Genomic DNA, 22,394 nt, shown 5'->3' with positions numbered 1-22,394 from the left:
ATCTTAATGGATCGTGTTGTTGATATTGAAACTTTTAGTATTGAAGATGAAAATAGTGAGGTTACACTTCGCCCAGATGCCTGGAGTGAATACATTGGACAAGAGCAGATTAAAAAAAATCTTTCTGTATTTATTGAGGCTTCAAAAAAACGCCAAGAGGCACTTGACCATGTTCTTTTTTATGGACCTCCTGGACTTGGAAAGACAACTTTAGCACTTATTATAGCAAATGAGATGAACGCTAACATCAAAGTGACAGCCGCACCAATGATAGAGAAGAGCGGTGATCTAGCAGCAATTTTAACAAACTTAGAAGAGGGTGATATTTTATTTATAGATGAAATTCATCGTCTCTCTCCTGCTGTTGAAGAGATACTCTACTCTTCTATGGAAGATTACCGTATCGACATTATCATAGGGAGTGGCCCTGCTGCACAGACGGTGAAAATTGATTTACCACGTTTTACACTTATTGGTGCGACAACGCGTGCAGGAATGCTTTCAAATCCACTTCGTGATAGATTTGGAATGAGTTTTCGTATGAACTTTTACTCAAATGATGAACTTGCCCGAATTATTGCGCAGGCTTCAGAGAAACTTGAAAAAGAGATTATTTATGAAGCTGCGTTTGAGATAGCTAAACGCAGCAGGGGTACACCACGTATAGCGCTGCGTTTACTCCGTCGTGTAAGAGATTTTGCAGATGTAGCGGATGAAGCAGACATCAGCCATAACAGAACAAAATATGCGCTTGATGAGCTGGGTATAAACTCTCATGGCTTTGATGAGATGGATTTACGTCTTTTAAACCTTCTTGTATCTGCAAATGGACGGGCGATGGGACTGAGTACCATTGCAGCAGCTTTGAGTGAAGATGAGGGGACTGTTGAAGATGTACTAGAACCTTATCTTATTGCAAATGGATATTTGGAGCGAACAGCAAAGGGGCGTAGGGCAACACCTGCTACTTATGATGTTTTAAATATGAGTTGTGTAAACGCAGACGGGACACTTTTTTAGATGAGAACACAATACTTTATTGCTATTTTATTTGGCGTTGCCCTTTACTGGATGTATCTTCTGTATGCACCTTTTTTAATGGTGATTACAATAGCTGCTCTCTTGTCAATTTCAACATCAAATATACAAGATTATTTTGAAAAAAAATTCCACTCAAAAATGGCAGCAGCACTCTTGTCAAGCCTTTTGCTTGCCATACTGTTTTTCGCACCATTGAGTTATTTTTTGACAAATTTAACTATAAAATTAAACCATCTAAACCCCAATACTCTTAAAAATGTCGAGATGTATGTAAAACATTTTATTGAAAATCCTCCTGAATATTTACGCTTTGTAAAACCCTATTTTGCAGACAGTTTAAAAGATATAAATATTAATGCTTTTACGGCTCATAGCTTAGATATTGCAGGTAAAATTGGTGCTTTTAGCGCAGGGTTTGTTAAAAATGCTTTTTTAGTAATTGTATTTTACTTTTTTGCCAATTATAATAGTGCAAGTATGGTTGATTTTTTAAAGCGTATTGTACAGATGTCTGTTGAAGATGCACAGCTGCTTATACGAGAACTCTCTTCTGTTATGAGTGTTGTTTTTTACTCTATCATTGCAACTGCAATGTTTGAGGGCGCACTTTTTGGAATTGCAATCTCTTTTATGGGCTACAATGGCTTACTCTTTGGAATTATGTATGGTTTTGCTTCTTTAATTCCTGTTATAGGTGGTGTACTAATGTGGTTGCCATTTATGATTTATGAGTTCTCTATTGGGCATAACAGTAATGCAATTTTTATTGCACTCTATTCAGTAGTTGTTATTTCCATTGTTGCGGATACTTTTGTTAAACCTCTTATTATTAGAGAAATTAATCAAAAAATACATAAAGATGGTGTAACTAAAATGAATGAGCTAGTTATCTTTTTTGCCATTATAGCGGGTCTTACAACTTTTGGATTTTGGGGAATGATTTTAGGTCCTGCAATTACTGCATTTTTTCTAACAATTTTAAAGTTGTTTGAAGCACGCTCAAGAGAATATGATTCAAAAAAAGAGTGTTAAAATCTACTTTTTGTAGATTTGAGGATTATCACTCTTCCATCTTCTATGTAACCAAAACCAAAATTTTGGCTCTTTTGTGATGATAGAAGTGAGCCAGTCCGCTTGGAGTTGTGTCGCTTTTTGAATGTCATCTTCTTCATTCTCAGTTTTAGGAACTTTAATTTCATCAAAAAGCATAAGTGTGTAGTGCTCTTCATCATCAGTGCGAATAGTAACGGGAATGATTGCTGCGTTAAATTTTCGTGCTAAGTAGGCAGGCGTTGCCGTTTGTCGAATGGGTTTACCCATAAAATTAACAAGAACCCCTTCTCTCTTATTAATATTTGTATCGATTAAAATACCACTTGCTTTGCCGTTTTTTATAAGGCGAATAAGTGGTTTTAGCACATTTGTTTTTTCCAAATTACTATTTCCAAATCGAGAACGAGCATCTAATAACCACTCTTCATAAACACTGTTTTTCATCTTTTTATATACTGCTGCAGTAGGCTCAATAAAGGCACCTACAGATGCCCCTCCAAGTTCCCAAGCACAGTAGTGAGATGTGACATAAATGACAGCACGCCCTTCTTTATGCACTCTATCAACTGCTTCTTTATTGACAACTGTAACTTTATCTGCAAGTTCCTTTTTTGTCATATGGCGCAGTTCCATTAGGTGCATAAAATTAAAAAGTAAGTTTTTAAAAGAGTATTTTGTTATTGTTTTTATCTCTGCTTCACTCATACTGTTATCAAATGCATAGTCGAGGTTTTGTTTGACAATGTTGCGGTATTTTTTACTTGAAATATAGCCAATGAACGCTAAAAAAACAAAAAAGTTCTTACGAGCACTTTTTGGTAAAGCCATAAGAATTTTTTCTAAGATAAGAAGAGATTTATAGCCCATTATTTTAGTAACTCCCTTGCCTCTTTGAGGATTTTTTCATAAGGTATATCTTTTATAGAAAAATCATTTTTATCTATCTTCATTATATTGACAGTAGAGGGCGACTCTATTGCCACATTTTTTTGTGTTTCATAAAGCATACGTCTGTTTGTTGGTCCAAGTAGCGTAATAGATGGAATGTTTTGTGCCCATGCAATATGCGTAGGACCGGTGTCATTACCTATGAGCAGATCAAGATGTGATATAAAAGCAATAAGTTCGCTTAAATTCATAGCAGGTGCTAGTGCTGCATACTCTGAGTGTTCACAAATCCACGCTGCATCAGCTTTTTCACTCTCACTTCCCCAGATAATGAAAGCTTGCTCTTGTAGTGCATTACAAATTTTTACAAGCTCCTCTTTTGGATAAATTTTAGATTTCCAAGATGCCCCAACAACAAAGGCAATATTTTTTTTCTCGCTGCGTAGTTGGTACTCTTTTGTAACTTGAAATAGAGGTTTTTTATTTAAAATCATTGCATCTGTAATGGTAAAATCTAGCGCATCTGCAACTACAAAACAGTTGCGTTTGACAACATTTTCACTGTAAGCAATATGAGAAGTTGTTTTGTAAAAAAGAGCAGCAAGAGACTCTCTGGTTGAATCTTTGTCAAAACCATGTGTATTTTTACCTATGAGCCTTGCAACTATGGCTGATTTTATAAGTCCCTGCATATCAATGATGATGTCATACTCACCTAAAGCGCGGAGTTTTGAGATGTTTTGTTGTAAAAGTTTAAAACTCTTCTCTTTTTTGAGCTGTTTAAGGTTTATTGTATGCACATGTTGAACATCTTCAAGAAGGCTCACCGCATCACTAAACATCTCTTCTGTAACCCAATCTATCACTGCGTTTGGATATTTTTGTCTGATGAATTGCACGACAATTGCACTGTTGACTATATCGCCAAGTGCAGAGAGTCGGACAATTGCTAGTTTTTTGATCTCTTTATTCATTGATGACATTATAGTGAATCTTTGATATAATTAGAATAAAGTAAAATAAGGGGTAGATGAATGGTTCCATCAGATATACAACGCTTTTCTGAAAGTCGCACAAAAGCAAGAGCATATTTTTGTTATCTTTTTTCAAAAAATATTCCAAACCGACTCCCCTCAATTACCCGTGAAATGATTGTACCCCGCCTTTTGAAAATAAAATCGGAGTTAGATAGCTGCGAGGGTGTTTACCTCTTAGATGAGAAGGGTGTGCAGGTTAGTCCTACATTTACCAAAACAGAGCAAATTGATGATGATATTGGAAAAATTAGGGCGGATAGGGCGTACTATTATCGTGCTGTAAGAGAAGAGAGATGTACACTTACTGACCCGTATCCTTCATTAATTACAGGAGATTTGAGTGTTACTACCTCTTCACCAATATTTAATGAAGATGGAGAGTTAAAGTATGTGGCATGTATTGATATGCCTCTTGAAGAGGTGTTAAAAGTTGCGCATCCTACTACTTTAGACACTTTTACAAAAGAATTTTTCAAGTACAGTTATGCTGCTTTTTCAATAGCACTTATTTTAGTAGCACTGCTTCTTTTTGTTAAAGGTGTACAGAGCTTTTTTGTTTATGAAATTTCTACTGCTCATTTTAAAATAAAAGATGTCTTTGAAGCAACGATTCTTTTAACTCTTTCTCTGGCTATTTTTGATCTCTCTAAAACTCTTATTGAAGAGGAGATACTGGGACGGCATAAAGAGCATAATATTTCAGGACCGCATAAAACGATGGTACGCTTTTTAGGTTCCATTATTATTGCACTCTCAATTGAAGCTTTGATGCTGGTGTTTAAGTTTGCAATAACCGACCCAGATAAATTGATATATGCCATTTATATTATTATAGGTGTGGCTGTATTGATTGTGAGTTTGGCAGTATATATAAAATTTACAAAATTAAAAATAGATGAGTAAAAATGATAGCAATTATTGATTATAATATGGGAAATTTGGCGAGCGTTAAAAACGCATTTGCCAAACTAGGGCAAGAGACAGTAGTAGAGAGTGATCCTGCAAAATTTCAGGAATACGATAAACTTATACTCCCTGGTGTTGGTGCGTTTGGTGATGCTATGGAACATCTGCAAGAGCGTAATATGGTAGATGCCATCAAAGCCTTTGCAAAAAGTGGCAAGCCGATGTTAGGTATCTGTCTTGGTATGCAGCTGCTTTTTGAGAGTAGTGAAGAGTTCGGTGCACACAAAGGTCTGGCTCTCATCAAAGGAAAAGTAGTTAAGTTTGAAAAGAAAAATTTTGATGAAGCCTTAAAAATTCCTCATATGGGATGGAACAGAATGTTCACAAAAAAACATCCTCTTTTTGAAAACTTAGATGATGAACATTACCTTTACTTTGTACATACTTATCATGCAGTTTGTGATGATGAGAAAGACATTATAGGTGAAACATATTACGGATACAAATTCACATCAGCCGTAGCGCATGGCAACATCATGGGCATCCAACCCCACCCTGAAAAGAGTCAAGATAACGGACTCAAAATTTTAGAAAATTTTATACAACTATAGAGAAGGAAAAAAATGACTTTATACCCAGCGATTGATTTAAAAGATGGAAAAGCGGTACGCCTTACCAAAGGCTTGATGGATAGTGCGAAGATTTACTCAAATGAGCCGTATGAACTTGTAAAAAAGTTTGAAGAAATGGGAGCTGAGTGGGTGCATCTTGTTGATCTTAATGGTGCTTTTGCAGGTGAGCCGAAAAATCTTGAGCAGATAGTGAAAATACGAGAGAATTGTAATGTAAAGCTGGAACTCGGTGGTGGTATTCGTGATGAAGAGACTATTCAAAAGATGCTAGAAATTGGCATTGACAGAATTATTTTGGGTTCAATTGCTGTAAAAGATCCGCAGTTTGTAAAAGATATGGCGGCGAAGTATCCTATTGCAGTGGGTATTGATGCTATTGATGGATATGTTGCGGTTGAGGGTTGGGGTGAAGTAAGTACGATGAAGGCTACTGACTTGGCAAAAGAGTTTGCAAATGCAGGTGTTGAGGCTATTATTTGTACTGATGTTTCAAAAGATGGAACGCTGAGTGGTGTAAATGTTGCCTTTACCTTAGATATAGCGCGTGCAAGTGGGGTGAGCACAATTGCAAGTGGTGGTGTTAAGGATGAAGATGATATAAAAGCACTTATAGCTACTAATGAAGTTGATGGTGTTATTATTGGTAAGGCATATTATGAAGGAAAATTAGATTTAGAGAAGATGTTTAAACTCCTAGATTAATAGTAATACAAACAAAATTTTGATATTATAAGCAAAATAAAATATATATTTAAAGGATTTCATTTGAAATTACTTGTTGTTGATGATAGTTCTACAATGCGTCGTATAATTAAAAATACTCTGGCTCGTCTTGGATATAAAGATATACTTGAGGGTGCAGATGGAGTCGAAGGATGGGCTCAGATGGATGCAAATCCAGATATTGAGATGCTTATTACAGACTGGAATATGCCTGAAATGAATGGACTTGAACTTGTAAAAAAAGTTCGTGCTGATGCACGTTTTAAAGATACTCCTATTATCATGGTAACAACTGAAGGTGGTAAAGCTGAGGTTATTACTGCACTTAAAGCAGGTGTAAATAACTACATTGTAAAACCTTTTACTCCTCAAGTATTAAAAGAAAAATTAGCTGCTGTGATGGGTGTTTCCCAATAATGCAGGAGCATTATTACGAGCTTAGTGTAAAAGTCTCGTCACACCATGATTTGTATGCAGATTTTTTAGCAGACACTCTTCCTATTGGTTTTGAAGAGATTGATGGTGGTTTTGTCATTCGTAGTGAAGATAATTTAGAGACTATTGTTTGGGGCTTAGAACAGTTTACTGAGGCTCTACAAAAGGCACTTGATGAAGATATTGAGCTTGAGTGTCAGCAAAAACAGCTTGAAAATAACGACTGGGTAGAGTCTTATAAAAACTCTATAGAACCTTTAGCTATTGATAAATTTTATATTCATCCAACTTGGAGTGAACCAAATCCAAATCTAATTAATATTGCAATTGATCCTGCTCTTGCCTTTGGTACGGGACATCATCCAACAACTGCTTCTTCACTCCGTGCGATTTCTAAATATGTACAAGAGGGTGATAAAGTTTTAGATGTTGGTTGTGGAAGTGGCATACTTGGCATGGCAGCTATGAAACTTGGTGCAGTAGTTGATGCTTGTGATACTGATCCAATATCAGTTGAAAACTCTATAAAAAATGCAAAATTAAATAATTTGGAATTTCACTCTATTTGGGAAGGTTCCGCTACTAATTTAGATCAAAAATATAAAATTGTTGTAGCAAATATTGTTGCAGATGTATTGACATTTATTGCAAACGATCTTAAAAATGCACTAGATAATGATGGGGTTTTGGTTCTATCAGGTATTTTAGATAAATATGAAACGAAAGTGCTGAATTACTACAAAGATTGTGAGATTATAGAGAAGATAGCACAAGAAGAGTGGGTAACACTCGTATTAAAAATAAAAGAGAAATAAAATGGCTAAAAACGAAAATAATAATAACAACAATAACAACAATAATTTTTTTAACCAAAATCCACTTATTACATTTGCGATTTTTTCAGTTGTAGTTATATTACTTTTTAAGGTAATGGTTGGCGATGGTGCTGGTATGACTAGCGGGACTATGGGTGGAAATGGTGCTACTAAAGTAGAAAAAATTGACTACTCTGAATTGAAATCTTTAGTAAAAGACAAATCTGTCAAAAAAGTGGAAATAGGGCAAAGCTATATTAAGGCTGTCTCTTCTGATGGTTCCAAAATTTATACAACTCGAGTTATAAAAGGTGATCCAGAGCTTGTAAAACTTTTAGATAAAGAAAAAATTGAGTACACAGGTTTTAGTGAAACAAACTGGTTTACTGATATGTTTGGATGGCTCTTTCCTTTTCTTATTATTATTGCCATTTGGATGTTTTTTGCTGGGCGTATGCAAAAAAGTATGGGTGGTGGTCTTCTTGGAATGGGAAATTCTAAAAAGCTTATTAGTTCAGAAAAACCAGATACAAAATTTGAAGATGTAGCAGGCGTAGAAGAGGCAAAAGAAGAAGTGCAAGAGATAGTTGACTTTTTAAAATACCCTGGACGCTATGTAGAAATCGGTGCAAAAATTCCAAAAGGGGTGCTGCTTGTTGGTAGTCCTGGTACTGGTAAAACACTTCTTGCAAAGGCTGTTGCAGGTGAAGCAGAAGTTCCTTTCTTCTCAGTGAGTGGTTCAAGTTTTATTGAGATGTTTGTAGGTGTTGGTGCTGCTCGTGTGCGTGATCTGTTTGAGCAGGCAAAAAAAGACGCTCCATCTATTATATTTATTGATGAGATTGATGCTATTGGTAAAAGCCGTGCATCTGGTGGTCCAATGGGTGGTAATGATGAGAGAGAACAAACTCTGAATCAACTTCTTGCAGAGATGGATGGTTTTGGAACAAACACTCCTGTTATTATTTTAGCAGCTACAAATAGACCAGAAATTTTAGATCAAGCACTTTTAAGACCTGGACGTTTTGATAGACAAGTTCTTGTTGATAAACCAGATTTTGAGGGACGTGTTAAAATTCTAAAAGTACATGTGAAAAATGTAAAAATTGATGATGATGTTGACCTAGAAGAGATTGCACGTTTAACAGCAGGTTTGGCTGGGGCTGACTTGGCAAATGTTATTAATGAAGGGGCACTTTTAGCAGGGCGTAAAAGTCAAAAAACAGTGAAACAGCAAGATATGTTTGAAGCGGTTGAGCGTGCTCTTGCCGGACTTGCTAAAAAATCACGTCGTATCAATCCAAAAGAGAAAAAAATAGTGGCATATCATGAGAGTGGACATGCACTTATGGCAGAGACAACTGATGGTGCTAAAAAAGTATCTAAGGTTTCAATAGTTCCTCGTGGACTTGCCGCTCTTGGGTATACTCTAAATAAACCAGAAGAAGATAAGTTTATGATGCAGATGCATGAACTCTGGGCAGAAGTAGATGTTCTTCTTGGTGGTCGTGCTGCTGAGAGAGTTTTTATTGGTGAGATTTCAACTGGTGCAGGAAATGATCTTGAACGTGCAACAGACATTATAAAATCTATGGTACAAACTTATGGTATGACTGATATTGCAGGACTGATGGTACTTGAAAAATCACGCCAATCTTTCTTAGGTACAGGACAACAAGCATCTCGTGAATATAGTGATAAAATGGCACAAGAGATGGATGACTTTATTAAACAGTCTCTTGATGAGAGATATGCTGCTGTTGTGGCACGTCTTGAAGAGTATAGAGATGCTATAGAAGGTATGGTGGCTCTTTTATATGAAAAAGAGAATATTACAGGTGATGAAGTTCGTAAAATAATTATAGACTTTGAAAAAGCAAACAATATAAAATCAAAAGTCGTAGAGGGTGCTGAAACGATAGAAGAAGAGCTGAAAGAAGATGCAAATATGAGTAAAACTATAACAAATGAGTTGGATAATGGACAATAATCTTTTTATTCTACATAAGCATGCTCTAAAATATATTGCATATGCTTTTGTTGCAGCTATTATTTTCCTAATTTTAGATTTGGAGTTACTCGCTGTTGCTGCGTTTGTATTTATGCTTTTGAGTGCATATGTTTTTAGAAATCCTGAGAAATCTATACAGGATTATGAAAAAAATGCTTTTGTATCTCCTGTTGATGGTGAAGTCTTGAATATAGAGTACCTTGAAGATGATATTTTCGCTTATAAAGTGACAATTGCATCTCGTTATCAAGATGTTTCTGTTTTGAGAGTTCCATACAGTGCAAAAGTGCAAAATCTAACTTTTGTAAAAGGTGCTCGTCTTGCAAAGGATGCAAAGCTTTTTGATGCATTAAATGAATATGCTAGTTTTGAGCTTGTAGATGAAGATAATCATATAGTAAAAGTGGTACATAAACTCTCAAGAAGTTTTGCTCCTATTTTTCTTGATATAAATGAGAATGAAGAGCTTATAAAAGGTTCGAGATATGGGACAATGCTTAGTGGTGTTAGCACTATTTATTTGCCAAAATCATTTAAACTACATCTTACGGCCGGCACAAAAGTTAGCGCAAGTGAGACACTTTTAGGCTATCTTTTTTAAGGTTGTGTTTGGGGATGTTGCTTCTTATAAAGTAGCTCATCTTCGTTGATACTAAAATTAAAATAGTTTGATGTAAAGTTATTACTCTTTATTTTCCCCAGTTGAATTGTAGCGCCCTCATTATTTTTTGTTTCAAGATATAAAAGTGCTAACGCATATCTACTCTCATAAAAACTTCTATTTTTCAAAATTGACAACTCAAGTAGTGCGATAGCATTGGCATGATGATTCGCAGCAGTAGATGCTACTGCACCAAGATAAAGAGTATATGCATCCTGAACTTTCAATGTATCTATAAGATGGTTGTAAAGCATATAAGACTCTTCATACTGTTTATTGTACAGTGCAGTCAATGCCAAAGCACTTTCAATTTCGTGCGTCTCTTGTGTCGTCGTATCGAGTTTAGCCTCAAGCTGTTTGCGTAAATAGTAGAGTTGCCCTGTAATGAGATTTTCTTGAATATAGAGATACCTTGTAACATAAGGACCATAATAGAGATCTGTAAAGCTAAATGATTGCTTTTTTAAGTAACGATTGACATCTTCAACATATTTTGCAGGTGTATCATTATAAAAATGTGTCTCTATATAGATAAGGTGTGGAAGAATATCATGTGGAAACTCTATTGTTAATTTTTGCGCGGCTTTTTGAGCTTTGTCATAATGGTGTAACTTCATACCTATAAGTGTGGAAAGTACCAGATATAGAGGTCTTGGTTTATAGCTATTTTCTGTCCATTCTACAGCAGATAGATAGTCATTTGCACTTATTTGAAGAAGTGTTTTATAAAGATCACTCTCTTCATTATCATCCTCCAAGCTTACAGAGTCTGCAATAATTGATTTAAGCTTTCTTGTATTTTTATTTATCATTTTTCCTGTCATAACGGCATAAATACCAGAAAGATAATTTTTTGCATCAAGATGATAAGAGCGTAAAAAATGTTTATATGCCTGATTGATGTTCCCTAATTGTGCATAAGTAAGTGCAAGATTGTACTGCAAAATTGAGTGCTTTGGTTGGATTTTAGCGAGTTTTTGCAGCTCTTTATTTGCTTCTCTTATTTTCATAGAGAGCGCTTTTTTTATGGCGCGTGTAATCCCTGCGTTTACACTAGAAGAAGATGCGCTGTGTTTAAGATATTTTTGTGCAGATGCTACATTGTCTATATAGATGTTCGCATTCCCTTTTCTAATGTAACTAATAGTCTGATTAGCATTAAAAATTTTGTATGGTGAAAAATAAAAGATTTTTTCAAATGCAATATTTTGAGATTTAATTATTTTTAATCGGTAAAGTTTTTGTGCTTTTTGTGGATCAAAAAGAGAATTTTTTAATTTTACTGTAATAGGGTAGTAATTGTAGACTTTATTTGGGTGTTTTTTTGTAACGCTATTTATCTCTTGCGTAGCGTTCTTAATATGTCCAGCTTTTAGATTAATTAAACCAAGTGCCAACTCTGCGCGTATTGGATGTATCTCTTTTAGCAGGGCATCTTGAAAATGATTAACGGCTAAATTAAAATCTCCAATGCGTGCATAAAGAAGTCCTAGGCTAAAAGTATCAGTTGGATCAGATAATTTTTCAAGTGCATCAATGGCATCATAATTATTATTGTAAAGAGCATTTATTTTTGCACTTAGATGATCTTGTGCTTCAGGATAGGTATTTGATGAAGCGTGTTTTAGTGAATTTAGTGCAGAGAGATAATTCTTTTTATAATAATTTACAAGTGTATAATAATAGGAGTATAGAGGTGAATTTATTTCATAAGGAAGATATGCGTAGGCTAGATTTATGTAGTATTTAAAGCTTTTTTCATCATTTAGGTGCAAACAGCATACCGCTGCGTTTATAGCGCTTACGCAGCGTTTTTCATTGTTTTTTATGGCATCTTGAAAAGTTTTTAAAGCTATTTTGTACTGTCCACCTTTGAGTTGTGCAACACCTAAATTGTACACTGATATAGCTTTAGAGTATTGTGCTATGTCTTCATAAAGTGTGAGTGCTTTCTCTTTTGAACCATTACTGTAGAGGTAGTTTGCTTTTGCTATCATATTTTCCAGTTTTGTTGGTGCAATGACAACTGTTTTATTTGTATCAAGCTTTTTATCTAAAATGGAAAAGTCAATATTTTGCTGCTCTTTTGAGTGTTTAAAAAGTAGAAGAAGTACAGTTGTAACAATAAGTAGTACAATAATAACAGTAATTCCACCAAAAAGAATTATTTTTTTCTTTCTAGCCTCTTCTTCCTCATCAAAATCAACTATTTGTTGCGCTACATCTTCATTATCTAAAGCGGCATCACTATCTTCAATGATGATAATATCGTCGTTCGCTTTAGCCATTGAGTACCCTATATAATCTATTTATTCTTACTTAAGCAAAAAAAGTGCCAAGCAGAAGTAAATGTTTACTTTAGTATATCACAAAGTATTTTAGTTAAACTTGTTATAATTTTAAAAGAGAATTGTATTGCTAATTTTGTGGAGGGAGTAATGAATATAAGTATAACAAGAACTTTTTGTTTTATAGATTTTGTACAGAGTTTTGGTGCCTTTGATTTTGATAGAACTCCAAGATTTTAAAAAATGAACCACTCTCTTTTTGCCTCCACAATTAAAAATTTAACTATTTTATATGTTGAAGATGATGAAAATATTCAAATGCATATTGCAGAGTTTTTAAAAAGATATACCTCTCGTTTGTATTTGGCCAATAATGCAGAAGATGGCTTGAAACTGTATGAAAAAATAAAACCTGATATTCTTCTTTTGGATATAAATTTGCCAGGTATGAGTGGTATTGATTTAGCAAAGATTGTGCGAAAGAATGATTTAAAAACTCGTATTATTATATCGACTGCATATACAGATAAAGAGTTTTTACTTACAGCTGTTGAGCTGACACTTACTCGCTATCTTGTAAAACCTGTTACTAGTATTGAGTTGGTTAATGCTCTTAGTAAAGCTGCTTTAGAGTACAACAATGATGAAAATACTCAGCTCATAGATCTTGGCAAAGGCTACTTTTATAATAAAGCTTCAAAGTTAGTTTTACTAGAAAAAAAAGAGATACATCTGCGTCGAAAAGAGATGCAGTTACTGGAGTTTTTTATAGCAAATAAAGAGCAGACCCTCTCTTATGATGTCTTAGAGTATGAAGTGTGGCAAGAGAGACCAATGAGCAAAGATGCTATTCGTGCACAAATAAGAAATATCCGTAAAAAAACACATTCTGATATTATTGAAAACATAAGTGCCATCGGGTATCGTCTTTATGATGGGATAAATAAATGAACACTCTTTCTAATATAGCTCACAAAAAAAACTTTTCTATTGTAGATACCGCTACAATATCTCAGGCAATGGATTGTATGCTAAAAAACAACAATGGTTCTGTAGTAATTCTAAACAAAAAATTTCCTGTTGGAATAGTTACTGAGAGTATGATATTAGAGCTACTTCAAAAAGGTATTTGTTTTGATGAAAAAATAGTACCATATGCAAAAAAACCTGTTATAACGGCTCATTGTAACAGACCTGTAGAATCAGCTTTTGAACTTGTAGTGACAAATAATATACGCCGTTTGGTTCTTGTAGATGATGCAGGAAAATATGCAGGTACCGTGTGCCAAGAGGATCTTTTTTCTTTTTTGGAAGAGGATGTTTATAAGGTTGATTTGAAGGTTAGTGATCTTTTAAATCATGATGTAAGTATTGTCGCTGTATCTCCAAAAACAACTCTTTTTGATGCTCTAAAGCAGATGTCAGATTCTAAGATAGGCTCTGTTATAGTTGCAAAAGAAGCCAAGGTAGTAGGAATTGTTACTGAAAAAGATATTCTCAATGCAAGTTATAAACATATTGATTTAAATACATCTGTTGAGAGTTTGATGTCCTCCCCTGTTGTGAGTGTATCTATTGATGAGGCAATAACAACGGTCATAGCACTAATGCGAAAAAAAAGTTTAAGACGCGTACTTGTAACTAATGAACAAGGCGAGATGTATGCACTTTTAACTAACAGAGATATTTTTAAACATGTCAAAGGTAATGTTGCTCGTATGTTGGAGATAAAACTTCGTCATGCAAAAGAGATAATGGATTTTCTTCCTGAAGCTATTATTGAGATTTATGATGCACCAAAACAACAGGTTATTCATTGGATGAATCGTAAAGCATATGAATATTTTGGTAGTGAAGCAGTTGAAAAACATCCAGAGTATTTATTTCATGAGAGCTGGAAAAAACTTTATAGCACTCTCAACAAAGAGAAAAAAATCATTAATTTCGCTCTGAAAATTAATGGGTACAACTTTGAATTTTCAGGTTCTCTCTCAAAAAATATCAATAGTAACTACATTAAGTTGATTGCTAAAGATGTTACAGAACATGAATCTATTAAGCAACAACTTAAAAATGAGATAAAAGAAGAAAATAAATTAAGAGTTGAACAAGAGTACCTTATGATGCAACAATCAAAAATGGCTTCTATGGGTGAGATGATAGGACATATCGCCCATCAATGGCGTCAGCCATTGGCACAACTTGGTGGTATCTTTATGAATTTAGAATCTGCATATGCCTTTGATGAACTTGATGAGAAGTATTTAAAGGTGCGTCTGGACAAAGCAAATGAAATAATAAAATATATGTCAACGACTATTGATGATTTTAGACTTTTTTTTAGCCCTAACAGAGTTGATGAAAAATTTGATTTAGTTCTCTGCATACAAAAAGCTATTCAAATAGTTTCAGCAGCACTTGATTATTACCATATTAGCGTTCATTTTGATGCAAAACCAAACACTTATTTTATACAAGGTTCTGCTAGTGAATTTTCGCAGGTCATACTTAACTTGCTTAATAACTCTAAAGATGCACTTGCCAGACAAACGCAGCAAGGTAGAATAAATATAGATATAAGTTCTGAAAATGGTATGCTTAATGTGCTGTTTTGCGATAATGGTGGTGGTATTGAGTTAAGTATATTGCCAAAAATATTTAAACCTTATACCAGTACAAAATATAAGGATGGTGGTATAGGTATAGGTCTTTATATGTCGCAACTTATTGTAGAACAGAAAATGAATGGCAAAATTATTGCATACAATACAGATAATGGAGCCTGCTTTAAACTTACTCTTCCACAAAGAAAATAAAACTACATTTCACAACTCTTACATTTTTATCAACTATAATTAAACAACTGAAAAGATTTTACTATTTAAAGAATATATATGAAACAAAAAATTAACCAAGTAAGAGTATTGCTTGATGCTTTGCCATACATAAAACGCTATGCAAATCAAATATTTGTCATTAAGTATGGTGGTTCAGCGCAGATAACTCCCGAACTTAAAGAAAAGTTCGCAAGAGATATTGTGCTGATGTATTTGGTGGGTATTAAGCCTGTTATTATACATGGTGGTGGTAGAGCTATTGGAGATATGTTAGAGCGTCTTAAAATCGGCTCTCATTTTATAGATGGACTGCGTGTAACAGATGAAAAGGTGATGGAAGTAGTTGAAATGGTTCTCTCTGGAAGTATTAACAAAGAGATTACTGCTTTGCTGAATGAATATGGTGCAAAGGCTATAGGTATAAGTGGTAAAGATGCTTCAATGCTTGAAGCCAAACCGATAGATATGCAAAAATATGGCTACGTAGGAGAACTGACAAAAGTAGACCCTCAAGTGATTAATAATTTAATAGCTGAAAAATTTATTCCTGTCATAGCACCTGTAGCATCATCAAATCAAAATGGACATCCTGGATTTAATATAAATGCAGATATCGCTGCAGGTCATATTGCTGCTAGTCTTAAGGCACGAAAAATTATTTTTATGACAGACACGCCAGGTGTAATGAACAATAAAAAAGAGATTATTCATACACTAAATGAAGAACAAATCAAGACTCTCAAAGCTAATGGCGTTATAGATGGAGGTATGATCCCAAAGGTAGATGCTTGCCTTGATGCCGTTAATGGTGGTGTCATGAAAGCTCACATAATTGATGGGCGAATTGAGCATGCATTGTTACTTGAAATCTTTACAAGTGAGGGGGTTGGAACGGTGATAAAATCATGAGTCAAACTGTACTTTTACAGCAATGCGAAGCTATCATTTCTGATGAGATGCAAAACTTGCAAAAGCTTTATAAGGCTTTTGAAGTAATTCAAGAGATGGAGCTTTATAAGCAAGGATATGAGGATTTTTCAAGCTACTGCATAGAGCGTTGGAATATAAATACTACTCAAGTGTTACAAAACAACTTGATGCTCAATTTTACTAAAAAGGATATATAATGAACTACCCAAATTTTCCAAAAGATTGCAAATCTCTTCTTTGCAAATATCTAACACCTGAGGTGTTTGAAGCACTTAAAAATAAAAAAACTTCTAATGGTTTTACGCTTGAACAAGCTATTAATTCAGGTGTGAAAAATATTGATAGTGGCATAGGTGTCTATGCAGGTGACAAAGAGTCTTATGATGTTTTTGACAAACTTTTTGATCCTATTATTGAAGAGTATCATGGATTTGCTAAAACTGATTCTCATAAAAGCAATCTTAACCCAGATGATTTGAATGCTCCAAATCCTGACCCTGATAATGAGTTTATTTTATCTACTCGTATTCGTGTTGGAAGAAATATGGACAATATGCCTCTTGGCCCTGCTATATCAAAAGAGCAGCGTGATCATGTAGAATCAAGTGTTGTTGCTGGTCTTAAGAGACTTGATGGTGAACTTAAAGGAGAGTATTATCCTCTTCTTGGGATGTCAAAAGAGGTGCAAGATTCACTCATCAAAGATCACTTTTTATTTAAAGAGGGAGATCGCTTTTTAGATGCTGCTGGACTCAATCGTGATTGGCCTGCTGGTCGTGGAATTTATCACAATAATGATAAAACATTTTTAGTTTGGGTCAATGAAGAGGATCAGCTTCGTATTATCTCCATGCAACAGGGTGGAGATATAAAAGAGGTCTTTACTCGTCTTGTAAATGCAATTAAAAGTATTGAAACTAAAGTACCTTTTTCATATAGTGAGCATATAGGTTACATTACAAGTTGTCCAACGAATTTAGGAACTGCCATGAGAGCTAGTGTTCACATCGCCTTGCCAAAACTTGCAGAAGATATGGACAGATTTAAAGCTATTACAGACAAGTACCATCTTCAAATCCGTGGAATTAATGGTGAACACAGTGAAAGTGAGGGTGGAGTTTATGACATTAGCAATCGTAGACGCTTAGGTATAACAGAAGTTCAAGCTGTTCAAGATATGCATGATGGTGTCGTTGCATTGATAGCAAAAGAGAAAGAACTTAGAAAATAAGATTCAAGAAGAAGATATATAAATCTTAAGGATAAGAATGAAAAAAGCAACAGCAGTTGTGTATAGTGAAGGATTTTTTACTCAGATGGACGGAAAGACAGCCAATGGGCTTGTCCGTCACTCTGAACGATATGAAATAGTTGGTGTTATAGATAGCCAATTTGCTGGACAAGATGCGGGTGAAGTGTTGGATGGCATTGCAAATGGTATTATGATTTTTAAAAATTTAGATGATGCTCTAAATTCTCTCTCAAAAAAACCACAAACATTTATTTATGGTATTGCACCATTAACTGGTGATTTTTCTGAGGGTGATATTACTCTGATGGAACAGGCGATGAGCAAAGGATTGAGCATTGTAAGTGGTATGCACCATTTTTTAAGTGATGATAAGGCATTTATGAAAAAGGCTAAGCAACATGGTGTAACTGTTACAGATGTAAGAAAATATGAGGGAAAAAATTTGCGTCGTGTTTTTACAGGAGAAATTCTCAAAGTAACTGCACCTCGAATAGCTGTACTTGGAACAGACGGTGCCATTGGTAAACGAACTACAGCAACTATTGTAACAAAAGCTCTTATAAATGTAGGTTATAAAGCAGTGATGATTTCAACAGGGCAAACAGGTCTTATGCAAGGAGCTAAATACGGAGCACCTATGGATGCAATAGCAGGACATTTTGCTGCTGGCGTTGTCGAAGGGGAGATACTTCGTGCTTGGGATGCAGAGCAATCCGATATTTTCATTATTGAAGGGCAGGGTGCTTTGACACATCCAGCTTATCTAAGTTCATGTGCCATCAGTCGTGGTTCACAGGCAAATGGCGTTATTTTACAACATGCACCAATGCGTAAAATAATGGGTGATTATCCAGATTTTCCAATACCAAAACTTGAAGATGCTATTAAACTCAATGAGATGTTTACTAATGCACCAGTAATAGCAATTACTTTAAATCATGAAGATATGGATAATGCTATGATTGATAAGACAATTGAGGAGTATAAAAAAAGCTACAAAAGAGCGGTAACAGATGTTCTTAAGCGAGATACTAAATGCATCATAGATGCTATTGAGAGACAATTTCCTGAACTTTTGAAGAAAAAGAAATAGTGAGAACACCTTATATTGAAATAGATTTAAACAAAATTGCTCACAATGCATCTCGCATCAAAGAGATGTGGGGAGAAGTTGGTATTGAAGTGATGGGGATCGATAAAGTGAATCTTGGGGAAGCCCATATTGCACAGACACTTGTAGATGCTGGTATCAGCCTGCTCGGTGATTCACGTATCGAGGATATTATTCGTATGAAAAAAGCTGGAGTCGATGCAACTTTTTGTCTGATTCGCACTCCTTTTCTCTCGGATGTCAAACGGGTAGTTCGTTATGTAGATATCTCTCTTAATACAGAGTTTGTAGTTATAAAAGCCTTGAACAAGGAAGCAATCAAACAGAAAAAAAAGCATCAAGTCATTCTTATGGTGGAGATGGGCGATAGAAGAGAAGGGATTCTCCCTGAACACCTTCACGACAATGTAGAAAAAATTCTTCGACTTCCTAACATCGAACTGATTGGTATTGGTGCAAACTTTGCTTGCTTTGGTGGTATAAAGCCCAATCAGGAAAAAATGAACCATCTCTCGCTTCTAGCTGATATGATTGAACAGCAATTTAGTATTAAACTCTCAATAATTTCAGGTGGAAATTCTGCTAACTTTATCTGGCTTCAGGAAAATGGCCGTCCAGGAAGAGTGAATAATGTGCGACTGGGCGAATCCATTTTTTTAGGAGTTGAAACTCTTTATAGACATAAAATAGAGGGTCTTTATCAAGATGCTTTTAAAATTGTGGCAGAAGTGATAGAGGCAAAACGAAAACCTTCTTTACCAAATGGAGAGATGGCACTGAATGCCTTTGGCGAAATACCACACTTTGAAGATAGAGGAATAATCCCCCGTGTTATTCTTGGACTTGGTCGAGAAGATGTTGCTATTGATGGATTAACACCCCAAATTGATGTTGATATTTTGGGTGGTAGTAGTGATCATATGATTTTAGATGCTAAACAAAGTGGACTTAAAGTAGGAGACACAGTTACTTTTTCTCCAAATTATTCTGCATTGCTTTCTGCCATGACTTCACCGTTTATACACAAAAAATTTAAAAGTCAGGTGCTTGAACTGCTATGAGCTTAAGGGAAGAAGAGTGTAAACTCACTTCCCTTTTCAAGTTCGGAGCTTACAGTTACTTTGATGTTGTACGCATCGCAAATTTGTTTGACAATGTTTAGCCCCACTCCAAAGCCTCCTGCAATATCAGATTCTCGTTTGTAGAGTTCAAATATAGCTTCGAGTTTCTCTTTTGATATGCCAACTCCCTCATCTTTTATAGTGAAATACTCCGGTGTGAGTGTTATGCTTATGGTTGTGTTTGGCATGGAGTATTTAATGGCGTTTGAGATGAGGTTGGAAAAGAGCAGCTCGGCACGCGCAGGGATGATGTTAAATGTTACATCTTCAAGTGAACTTTTTATCTCTATATGTTTCGCGTTGGTGAGCTCTTCGTAGTAACTGATATTTTTCTCTAGTATTACTTTTAGGTTTACCTGTTCACTCTCCTGCATTTTTTGCTTGAAGTTTAAAAAGGTGAGTGATTTGTAGATGCTTTCAAGCTGTTTGGTACTTATAGAGATATTGGTGAGTATTTTTTTATCATAAACCTCTTTTTTTATTGCTCTGCTCGCACTCATTTTTAGCGCCGTTATTGGGGTGTTAAGCTCATGTGAGACATCTTGAATGAAGCCCTCTATTTGACTCATTCTGTTATGCAGTGGTTTCATAAAGAGTTTGGCGAGAAAAAAGGAGATAAGTACGATAAGCACAAAACTGATGCCCATTACAGTAAGTACCTGCGTTTGGAGTTTATGCAGCTTCGTAAAGTAGGTGTTAGTGCGTACTACAACGTACTCGATGTTAAGATGTTCTTGGGGCGCAGCAGATACTAAGACCTTTTGAGCATCTTTTTCAAAGTAACCGACATGGTAATTTGCGCGATCTTGTGTAGGAATGAGACTGTACTCAAAGCCTTTTTGCTCTGGTAATTGAAGGACAGTTCCTTTCATCTGCGCATTGATAATGCTTCCTGCAAGTTTATCAGCAAGGTGTTCGAGTTTGTAGTAGGTTTCACTCTCAAGTGCATTTTTTTGCGCATCGTAGTACCAGTAACCAAGCAATAGAATAAATATAGCAGAAGAGCTTAGATAAAGCGCTAAAAATGAGTAAAATGATCTCTTTTCTAACTCATTCAAACTTATACCCCTCTCCCCGAATGTTTACAATATGCTCTTTTCCTATATGTTTACGAAGATTTTTTACAATAGTACGGATGGCATCATCTCCTGGCATCTCATCAAACTCCCAAAAATTTTGTAGCAACTCATCGGAGCTAACAACACGATGGCGATTTTTGTAGAAGTAGTGCAGGCATTCACTCTCTTTATGTGTGAGACGCACTCTCTTGTGAGCATCAAAAATGGTATGTGTTTTAACATCAAATTCCAGTGTTGGGGTTATTTTGAGAACTCCTTCAAGTCCAAAGTGGCGTTTGATGTTCTCAATGCGCTGGGTAAGTTCTTCAAGGTCAAAAGGTTTTCGTATAAAGTCATTTGCACCTGATTCAAAAGCAGATTTGAGGTACTTGGTACTCTCAAACGCAGTGATAAATATGGCAGGTGTTTCATTTTGAAAATCACGCAGTTCTTTTAAAAGTGAAATGCCGTCTCCATCAGGAACATTGATGTCAAAAATGTAGAGATCAAAATTTTCCTCTTCGCTTAAACGCAGTGCTTGTTTCATGCTGTATGTTTGTGTGACTTCATATTCATCTTCTAAGTAGTCCACTAAAATGCTTGCGAGTGCCGTGTCATCTTCTAATAATAGTATTTTCATATATGTATTGTATCAAAATAGATAGCTATCACAAAAAAATCAAATTATTTAAAAGTTTGGTAAAATTTTAAACTATCTTTTAGACTTTTAGGACTAATATTATTATATTTTGTAATAAACATGTAGGAGTATAACTGGCTAAAATAGCACCAAATAACAACGAAAAACAGCTTTCGGCAGATGAGTTCATTGTCTCGAAAACTGATGCAAACGGACGCATAATTTATGGGAATAAAATCTTTATAAAAATATCGGGATATTCTGAATCGGAACTGCTTGGAAAACCCCACTCGATTTTAAGACATCCTGACATGCCAAAAATAATCTTCAAATATCTATGGGATAGAGTAAAGGCAAAAGGGGAGATATTTGCCTATGTAAAAAATATGTGTAAAGATGGCTCTTTTTACTGGGTACTTGCCAATGTGACGGTCACGCTTGATAAAAATGGCAATGTCATCGACTTGCACTCAGTCAGACGAAAACCCTCTGCAAAATCAATGCAGGTTATTCCTGAACTCTATAAGCAGCTTTTTGCAGTAGAGCAGAGTGGTGGAATGGAAGCTTCTGAAAAATTACTCAATACTATACTAAAAGAGAAGGGAGAGAGTTATGACGATTTTGTCTTCAATTTACAGCACTAAACAGCATAGTGGGCTTTATGCACTACTCTTAGCTATTATTATCTACTTTGGGTATGAAGGAGAATACATTGCAGCAGGATTGGTATTTGTAGGTACCATTGCAACACTACTTCTAACACTGTTACAAGCAGATGATGTTTGCGACAAGATTTTTAATGATGCTCTTATTCGTCAAGTGCGTGACGTGCTCATTAAAGCAGGACGAGGAGAGCTCTCTCACCGTATTACAGATATAGATGAGACACATACGATGCAGGCAGTTGCATGGGGTGTAAATGACATGCTTGACCAAACAGAGCAGTTTATACGTG

22 protein-coding genes and 1 pseudogene are annotated in these 22,394 nt (G+C 35.3%); 18 read left to right on the top strand and 5 right to left on the bottom strand.

Annotated features, from left to right (window positions below; all coding sequences use genetic code 11):
* Nucleotides 1-6: 6 nt before the first annotated feature.
* Both ruvB and MV589_RS07815 read left to right on the top strand, forming a co-directional pair.
* The gene (gene ruvB, locus MV589_RS07820) at nt 7-1,020 is read left to right on the top strand and encodes a Holliday junction branch migration DNA helicase RuvB (protein ID WP_297433795.1); all 1,014 of its coding nucleotides are present in this window, start codon (nt 7-9) and stop codon (nt 1,018-1,020) included.
* Nucleotides 1,021-2,073, top strand: coding sequence for an AI-2E family transporter (locus MV589_RS07815; RefSeq protein WP_297433604.1), 1,053 nt, complete (start codon nt 1,021-1,023; stop codon nt 2,071-2,073).
* 3 nt (nt 2,074-2,076) lie between these two features.
* Here the strand turns inward: MV589_RS07815 and MV589_RS07810 are convergent, their stop codons facing one another.
* Together MV589_RS07810 and waaC are read right to left on the bottom strand one after the other, a co-directional pair.
* Nucleotides 2,077-2,961 carry a lipid A biosynthesis lauroyl acyltransferase gene (locus tag MV589_RS07810; protein ID WP_297433602.1) on the bottom strand — a complete coding sequence of 295 codons (885 nt, stop codon included), beginning with the start codon at nt 2,959-2,961 and terminating at the stop codon, nt 2,077-2,079.
* Entirely contained in the window at nt 2,961-3,965 is a 1,005-nt protein-coding gene (waaC, locus tag MV589_RS07805; RefSeq protein ID WP_297433600.1) for a lipopolysaccharide heptosyltransferase I, read from the bottom strand. Before waaC ends, MV589_RS07810 begins: the two co-directional genes overlap by 1 nt.
* Before the next feature lie 51 nt (nt 3,966-4,016).
* On the opposite strand from waaC, the gene MV589_RS07800 reads away from it, so the two are divergent.
* The 7 genes from MV589_RS07800 to MV589_RS07770 all read left to right on the top strand — a co-directional run bounded on the left by MV589_RS07800 (nt 4,017) and on the right by MV589_RS07770 (nt 10,142).
* The gene (locus tag MV589_RS07800; RefSeq protein ID WP_297433598.1) at nt 4,017-4,922 is read left to right on the top strand and encodes a PDC sensor domain-containing protein; all 906 of its coding nucleotides are present in this window, start codon (nt 4,017-4,019) and stop codon (nt 4,920-4,922) included.
* A gap of 2 nt (nt 4,923-4,924) precedes the next feature.
* Entirely contained in the window at nt 4,925-5,536 is a 612-nt protein-coding gene (hisH, locus tag MV589_RS07795) for an imidazole glycerol phosphate synthase subunit HisH (protein WP_297433597.1), read from the top strand.
* Nucleotides 5,537-5,548: 12 nt separating this feature from the next.
* Nucleotides 5,549-6,259 (top strand): 1-(5-phosphoribosyl)-5-[(5-phosphoribosylamino)methylideneamino]imidazole-4-carboxamide isomerase, encoded by a 711-nt coding sequence (gene hisA / locus MV589_RS07790; protein WP_297433595.1) that lies wholly within the window; start codon nt 5,549-5,551, stop codon nt 6,257-6,259.
* Nucleotides 6,260-6,322: 63 nt separating this feature from the next.
* On the top strand, nt 6,323-6,697 hold the full coding sequence (locus MV589_RS07785) for a chemotaxis response regulator CheY (RefSeq protein WP_297433593.1): 375 nt from the start codon (nt 6,323-6,325) through the stop codon (nt 6,695-6,697).
* Nucleotides 6,697-7,530 (top strand): 50S ribosomal protein L11 methyltransferase, encoded by an 834-nt coding sequence (locus MV589_RS07780; protein ID WP_297433592.1) that lies wholly within the window; start codon nt 6,697-6,699, stop codon nt 7,528-7,530. The genes MV589_RS07785 and MV589_RS07780 overlap by 1 nt, the downstream gene beginning before the upstream one ends.
* 1 nt (nt 7,531) lies before the next feature.
* Nucleotides 7,532-9,520 carry an ATP-dependent zinc metalloprotease FtsH gene (gene ftsH, locus MV589_RS07775; RefSeq protein ID WP_297433590.1) on the top strand — a complete coding sequence of 663 codons (1,989 nt, stop codon included), beginning with the start codon at nt 7,532-7,534 and terminating at the stop codon, nt 9,518-9,520.
* Nucleotides 9,510-10,142: a phosphatidylserine decarboxylase gene (locus MV589_RS07770; RefSeq protein WP_297433588.1), complete on the top strand. Its 633-nt coding sequence runs from the start codon at nt 9,510-9,512 to the stop codon at nt 10,140-10,142. The genes ftsH and MV589_RS07770 overlap by 11 nt, the downstream gene beginning before the upstream one ends.
* Here the strand turns inward: MV589_RS07770 and MV589_RS07765 are convergent.
* A complete protein-coding gene (locus tag MV589_RS07765) occupies nt 10,139-12,490 on the bottom strand; it encodes a tetratricopeptide repeat protein (RefSeq protein ID WP_297433586.1) in 2,352 nt (783 codons plus the stop codon). The genes MV589_RS07770 and MV589_RS07765 overlap by 4 nt on opposite strands.
* Nucleotides 12,491-12,733: 243 nt before the next feature.
* On the opposite strand from MV589_RS07765, the gene MV589_RS07760 reads away from it, so the two are divergent.
* The 7 genes from MV589_RS07760 to MV589_RS07730 all read left to right on the top strand — a co-directional run bounded on the left by MV589_RS07760 (nt 12,734) and on the right by MV589_RS07730 (nt 19,681).
* Nucleotides 12,734-13,441, top strand: a complete 708-nt coding sequence (locus MV589_RS07760; RefSeq protein WP_297433584.1) for a response regulator transcription factor — start codon at nt 12,734-12,736, stop codon at nt 13,439-13,441.
* Nucleotides 13,438-15,306, top strand: coding sequence for a CBS domain-containing protein (locus tag MV589_RS07755; RefSeq protein WP_297433582.1), 1,869 nt, complete (start codon nt 13,438-13,440; stop codon nt 15,304-15,306). The genes MV589_RS07760 and MV589_RS07755 overlap by 4 nt, the downstream gene beginning before the upstream one ends.
* A 78-nt stretch (nt 15,307-15,384) precedes the next feature.
* Complete coding sequence (gene argB / locus MV589_RS07750) at nt 15,385-16,236, top strand: acetylglutamate kinase (protein WP_297433580.1); 852 nt, start codon at nt 15,385-15,387, stop codon at nt 16,234-16,236.
* Nucleotides 16,233-16,454: a hypothetical protein gene (locus tag MV589_RS07745; RefSeq protein WP_297433578.1), complete on the top strand. Its 222-nt coding sequence runs from the start codon at nt 16,233-16,235 to the stop codon at nt 16,452-16,454. Before argB ends, MV589_RS07745 begins: the two co-directional genes overlap by 4 nt.
* Nucleotides 16,454-17,488 carry a phosphagen kinase gene (locus tag MV589_RS07740; protein ID WP_297433576.1) on the top strand — a complete coding sequence of 345 codons (1,035 nt, stop codon included), beginning with the start codon at nt 16,454-16,456 and terminating at the stop codon, nt 17,486-17,488. The genes MV589_RS07745 and MV589_RS07740 overlap by 1 nt, the downstream gene beginning before the upstream one ends.
* Nucleotides 17,489-17,525: 37 nt before the next feature.
* On the top strand, nt 17,526-18,602 hold the full coding sequence (locus tag MV589_RS07735; RefSeq protein WP_297433574.1) for an N-acetyltransferase DgcN family protein: 1,077 nt from the start codon (nt 17,526-17,528) through the stop codon (nt 18,600-18,602).
* Nucleotides 18,602-19,681: an alanine/ornithine racemase family PLP-dependent enzyme gene (locus MV589_RS07730; protein WP_297433572.1), complete on the top strand. Its 1,080-nt coding sequence runs from the start codon at nt 18,602-18,604 to the stop codon at nt 19,679-19,681. Before MV589_RS07735 ends, MV589_RS07730 begins: the two co-directional genes overlap by 1 nt.
* 2 nt (nt 19,682-19,683) lie before the next feature.
* Here the strand turns inward: MV589_RS07730 and MV589_RS07725 are convergent, their stop codons facing one another.
* Nucleotides 19,684-20,799: a sensor histidine kinase gene (locus tag MV589_RS07725; protein WP_297433570.1), complete on the bottom strand. Its 1,116-nt coding sequence runs from the start codon at nt 20,797-20,799 to the stop codon at nt 19,684-19,686.
* Nucleotides 20,792-21,439, bottom strand: coding sequence for a response regulator transcription factor (locus MV589_RS07720; RefSeq protein ID WP_297433568.1), 648 nt, complete (start codon nt 21,437-21,439; stop codon nt 20,792-20,794). Before MV589_RS07720 ends, MV589_RS07725 begins: the two co-directional genes overlap by 8 nt.
* A 134-nt stretch (nt 21,440-21,573) precedes the next feature.
* Between MV589_RS07720 and MV589_RS07715 the strand changes: the two genes are divergently transcribed.
* Nucleotides 21,574-22,083, top strand: coding sequence for a PAS domain-containing protein (locus MV589_RS07715; RefSeq protein WP_297433793.1), 510 nt, complete (start codon nt 21,574-21,576; stop codon nt 22,081-22,083).
* Nucleotides 22,052-22,394, top strand: a pseudogene (locus MV589_RS07710) (hypothetical protein); the annotation flags it as partial. The gene MV589_RS07715 and the pseudogene MV589_RS07710, both read left to right, overlap by 32 nt.

The sequence above is a fragment of the Sulfurimonas sp. genome (assembly GCF_026991475.1).
Classification (GTDB): domain Bacteria; phylum Campylobacterota; class Campylobacteria; order Campylobacterales; family Sulfurimonadaceae; genus Sulfurimonas.
This window is presented reverse-complemented; position numbering and strand designations above follow the sequence as displayed.

What these genes read in the sequence shown, in the direction of transcription:
- ruvB (WP_297433795.1), top strand. Translation starts at nt 7, where the DNA reads ATGGATCGTGTTGTTGATATTGAAACTTTTAGTATTGAAGATGAAAAT.
- MV589_RS07815 (WP_297433604.1), top strand. Translation starts at nt 1,021, where the DNA reads ATGAGAACACAATACTTTATTGCTATTTTATTTGGCGTTGCCCTTTAC.
- MV589_RS07810 (WP_297433602.1), bottom strand. Translation starts at nt 2,961, where the DNA reads ATGGGCTATAAATCTCTTCTTATCTTAGAAAAAATTCTTATGGCTTTA.
- waaC (WP_297433600.1), bottom strand. Translation starts at nt 3,965, where the DNA reads ATGTCATCAATGAATAAAGAGATCAAAAAACTAGCAATTGTCCGACTC.
- MV589_RS07800 (WP_297433598.1), top strand. Translation starts at nt 4,017, where the DNA reads ATGGTTCCATCAGATATACAACGCTTTTCTGAAAGTCGCACAAAAGCA.
- hisH (WP_297433597.1), top strand. Translation starts at nt 4,925, where the DNA reads ATGATAGCAATTATTGATTATAATATGGGAAATTTGGCGAGCGTTAAA.
- hisA (WP_297433595.1), top strand. Translation starts at nt 5,549, where the DNA reads ATGACTTTATACCCAGCGATTGATTTAAAAGATGGAAAAGCGGTACGC.
- MV589_RS07780 (WP_297433592.1), top strand. Translation starts at nt 6,697, where the DNA reads ATGCAGGAGCATTATTACGAGCTTAGTGTAAAAGTCTCGTCACACCAT.
- ftsH (WP_297433590.1), top strand. Translation starts at nt 7,532, where the DNA reads ATGGCTAAAAACGAAAATAATAATAACAACAATAACAACAATAATTTT.
- MV589_RS07770 (WP_297433588.1), top strand. Translation starts at nt 9,510, where the DNA reads ATGGACAATAATCTTTTTATTCTACATAAGCATGCTCTAAAATATATT.
- MV589_RS07765 (WP_297433586.1), bottom strand. Translation starts at nt 12,490, where the DNA reads ATGGCTAAAGCGAACGACGATATTATCATCATTGAAGATAGTGATGCC.
- MV589_RS07760 (WP_297433584.1), top strand. Translation starts at nt 12,734, where the DNA reads ATGAACCACTCTCTTTTTGCCTCCACAATTAAAAATTTAACTATTTTA.
- MV589_RS07755 (WP_297433582.1), top strand. Translation starts at nt 13,438, where the DNA reads ATGAACACTCTTTCTAATATAGCTCACAAAAAAAACTTTTCTATTGTA.
- argB (WP_297433580.1), top strand. Translation starts at nt 15,385, where the DNA reads ATGAAACAAAAAATTAACCAAGTAAGAGTATTGCTTGATGCTTTGCCA.
- MV589_RS07745 (WP_297433578.1), top strand. Translation starts at nt 16,233, where the DNA reads ATGAGTCAAACTGTACTTTTACAGCAATGCGAAGCTATCATTTCTGAT.
- MV589_RS07740 (WP_297433576.1), top strand. Translation starts at nt 16,454, where the DNA reads ATGAACTACCCAAATTTTCCAAAAGATTGCAAATCTCTTCTTTGCAAA.
- MV589_RS07735 (WP_297433574.1), top strand. Translation starts at nt 17,526, where the DNA reads ATGAAAAAAGCAACAGCAGTTGTGTATAGTGAAGGATTTTTTACTCAG.
- MV589_RS07720 (WP_297433568.1), bottom strand. Translation starts at nt 21,439, where the DNA reads ATGAAAATACTATTATTAGAAGATGACACGGCACTCGCAAGCATTTTA.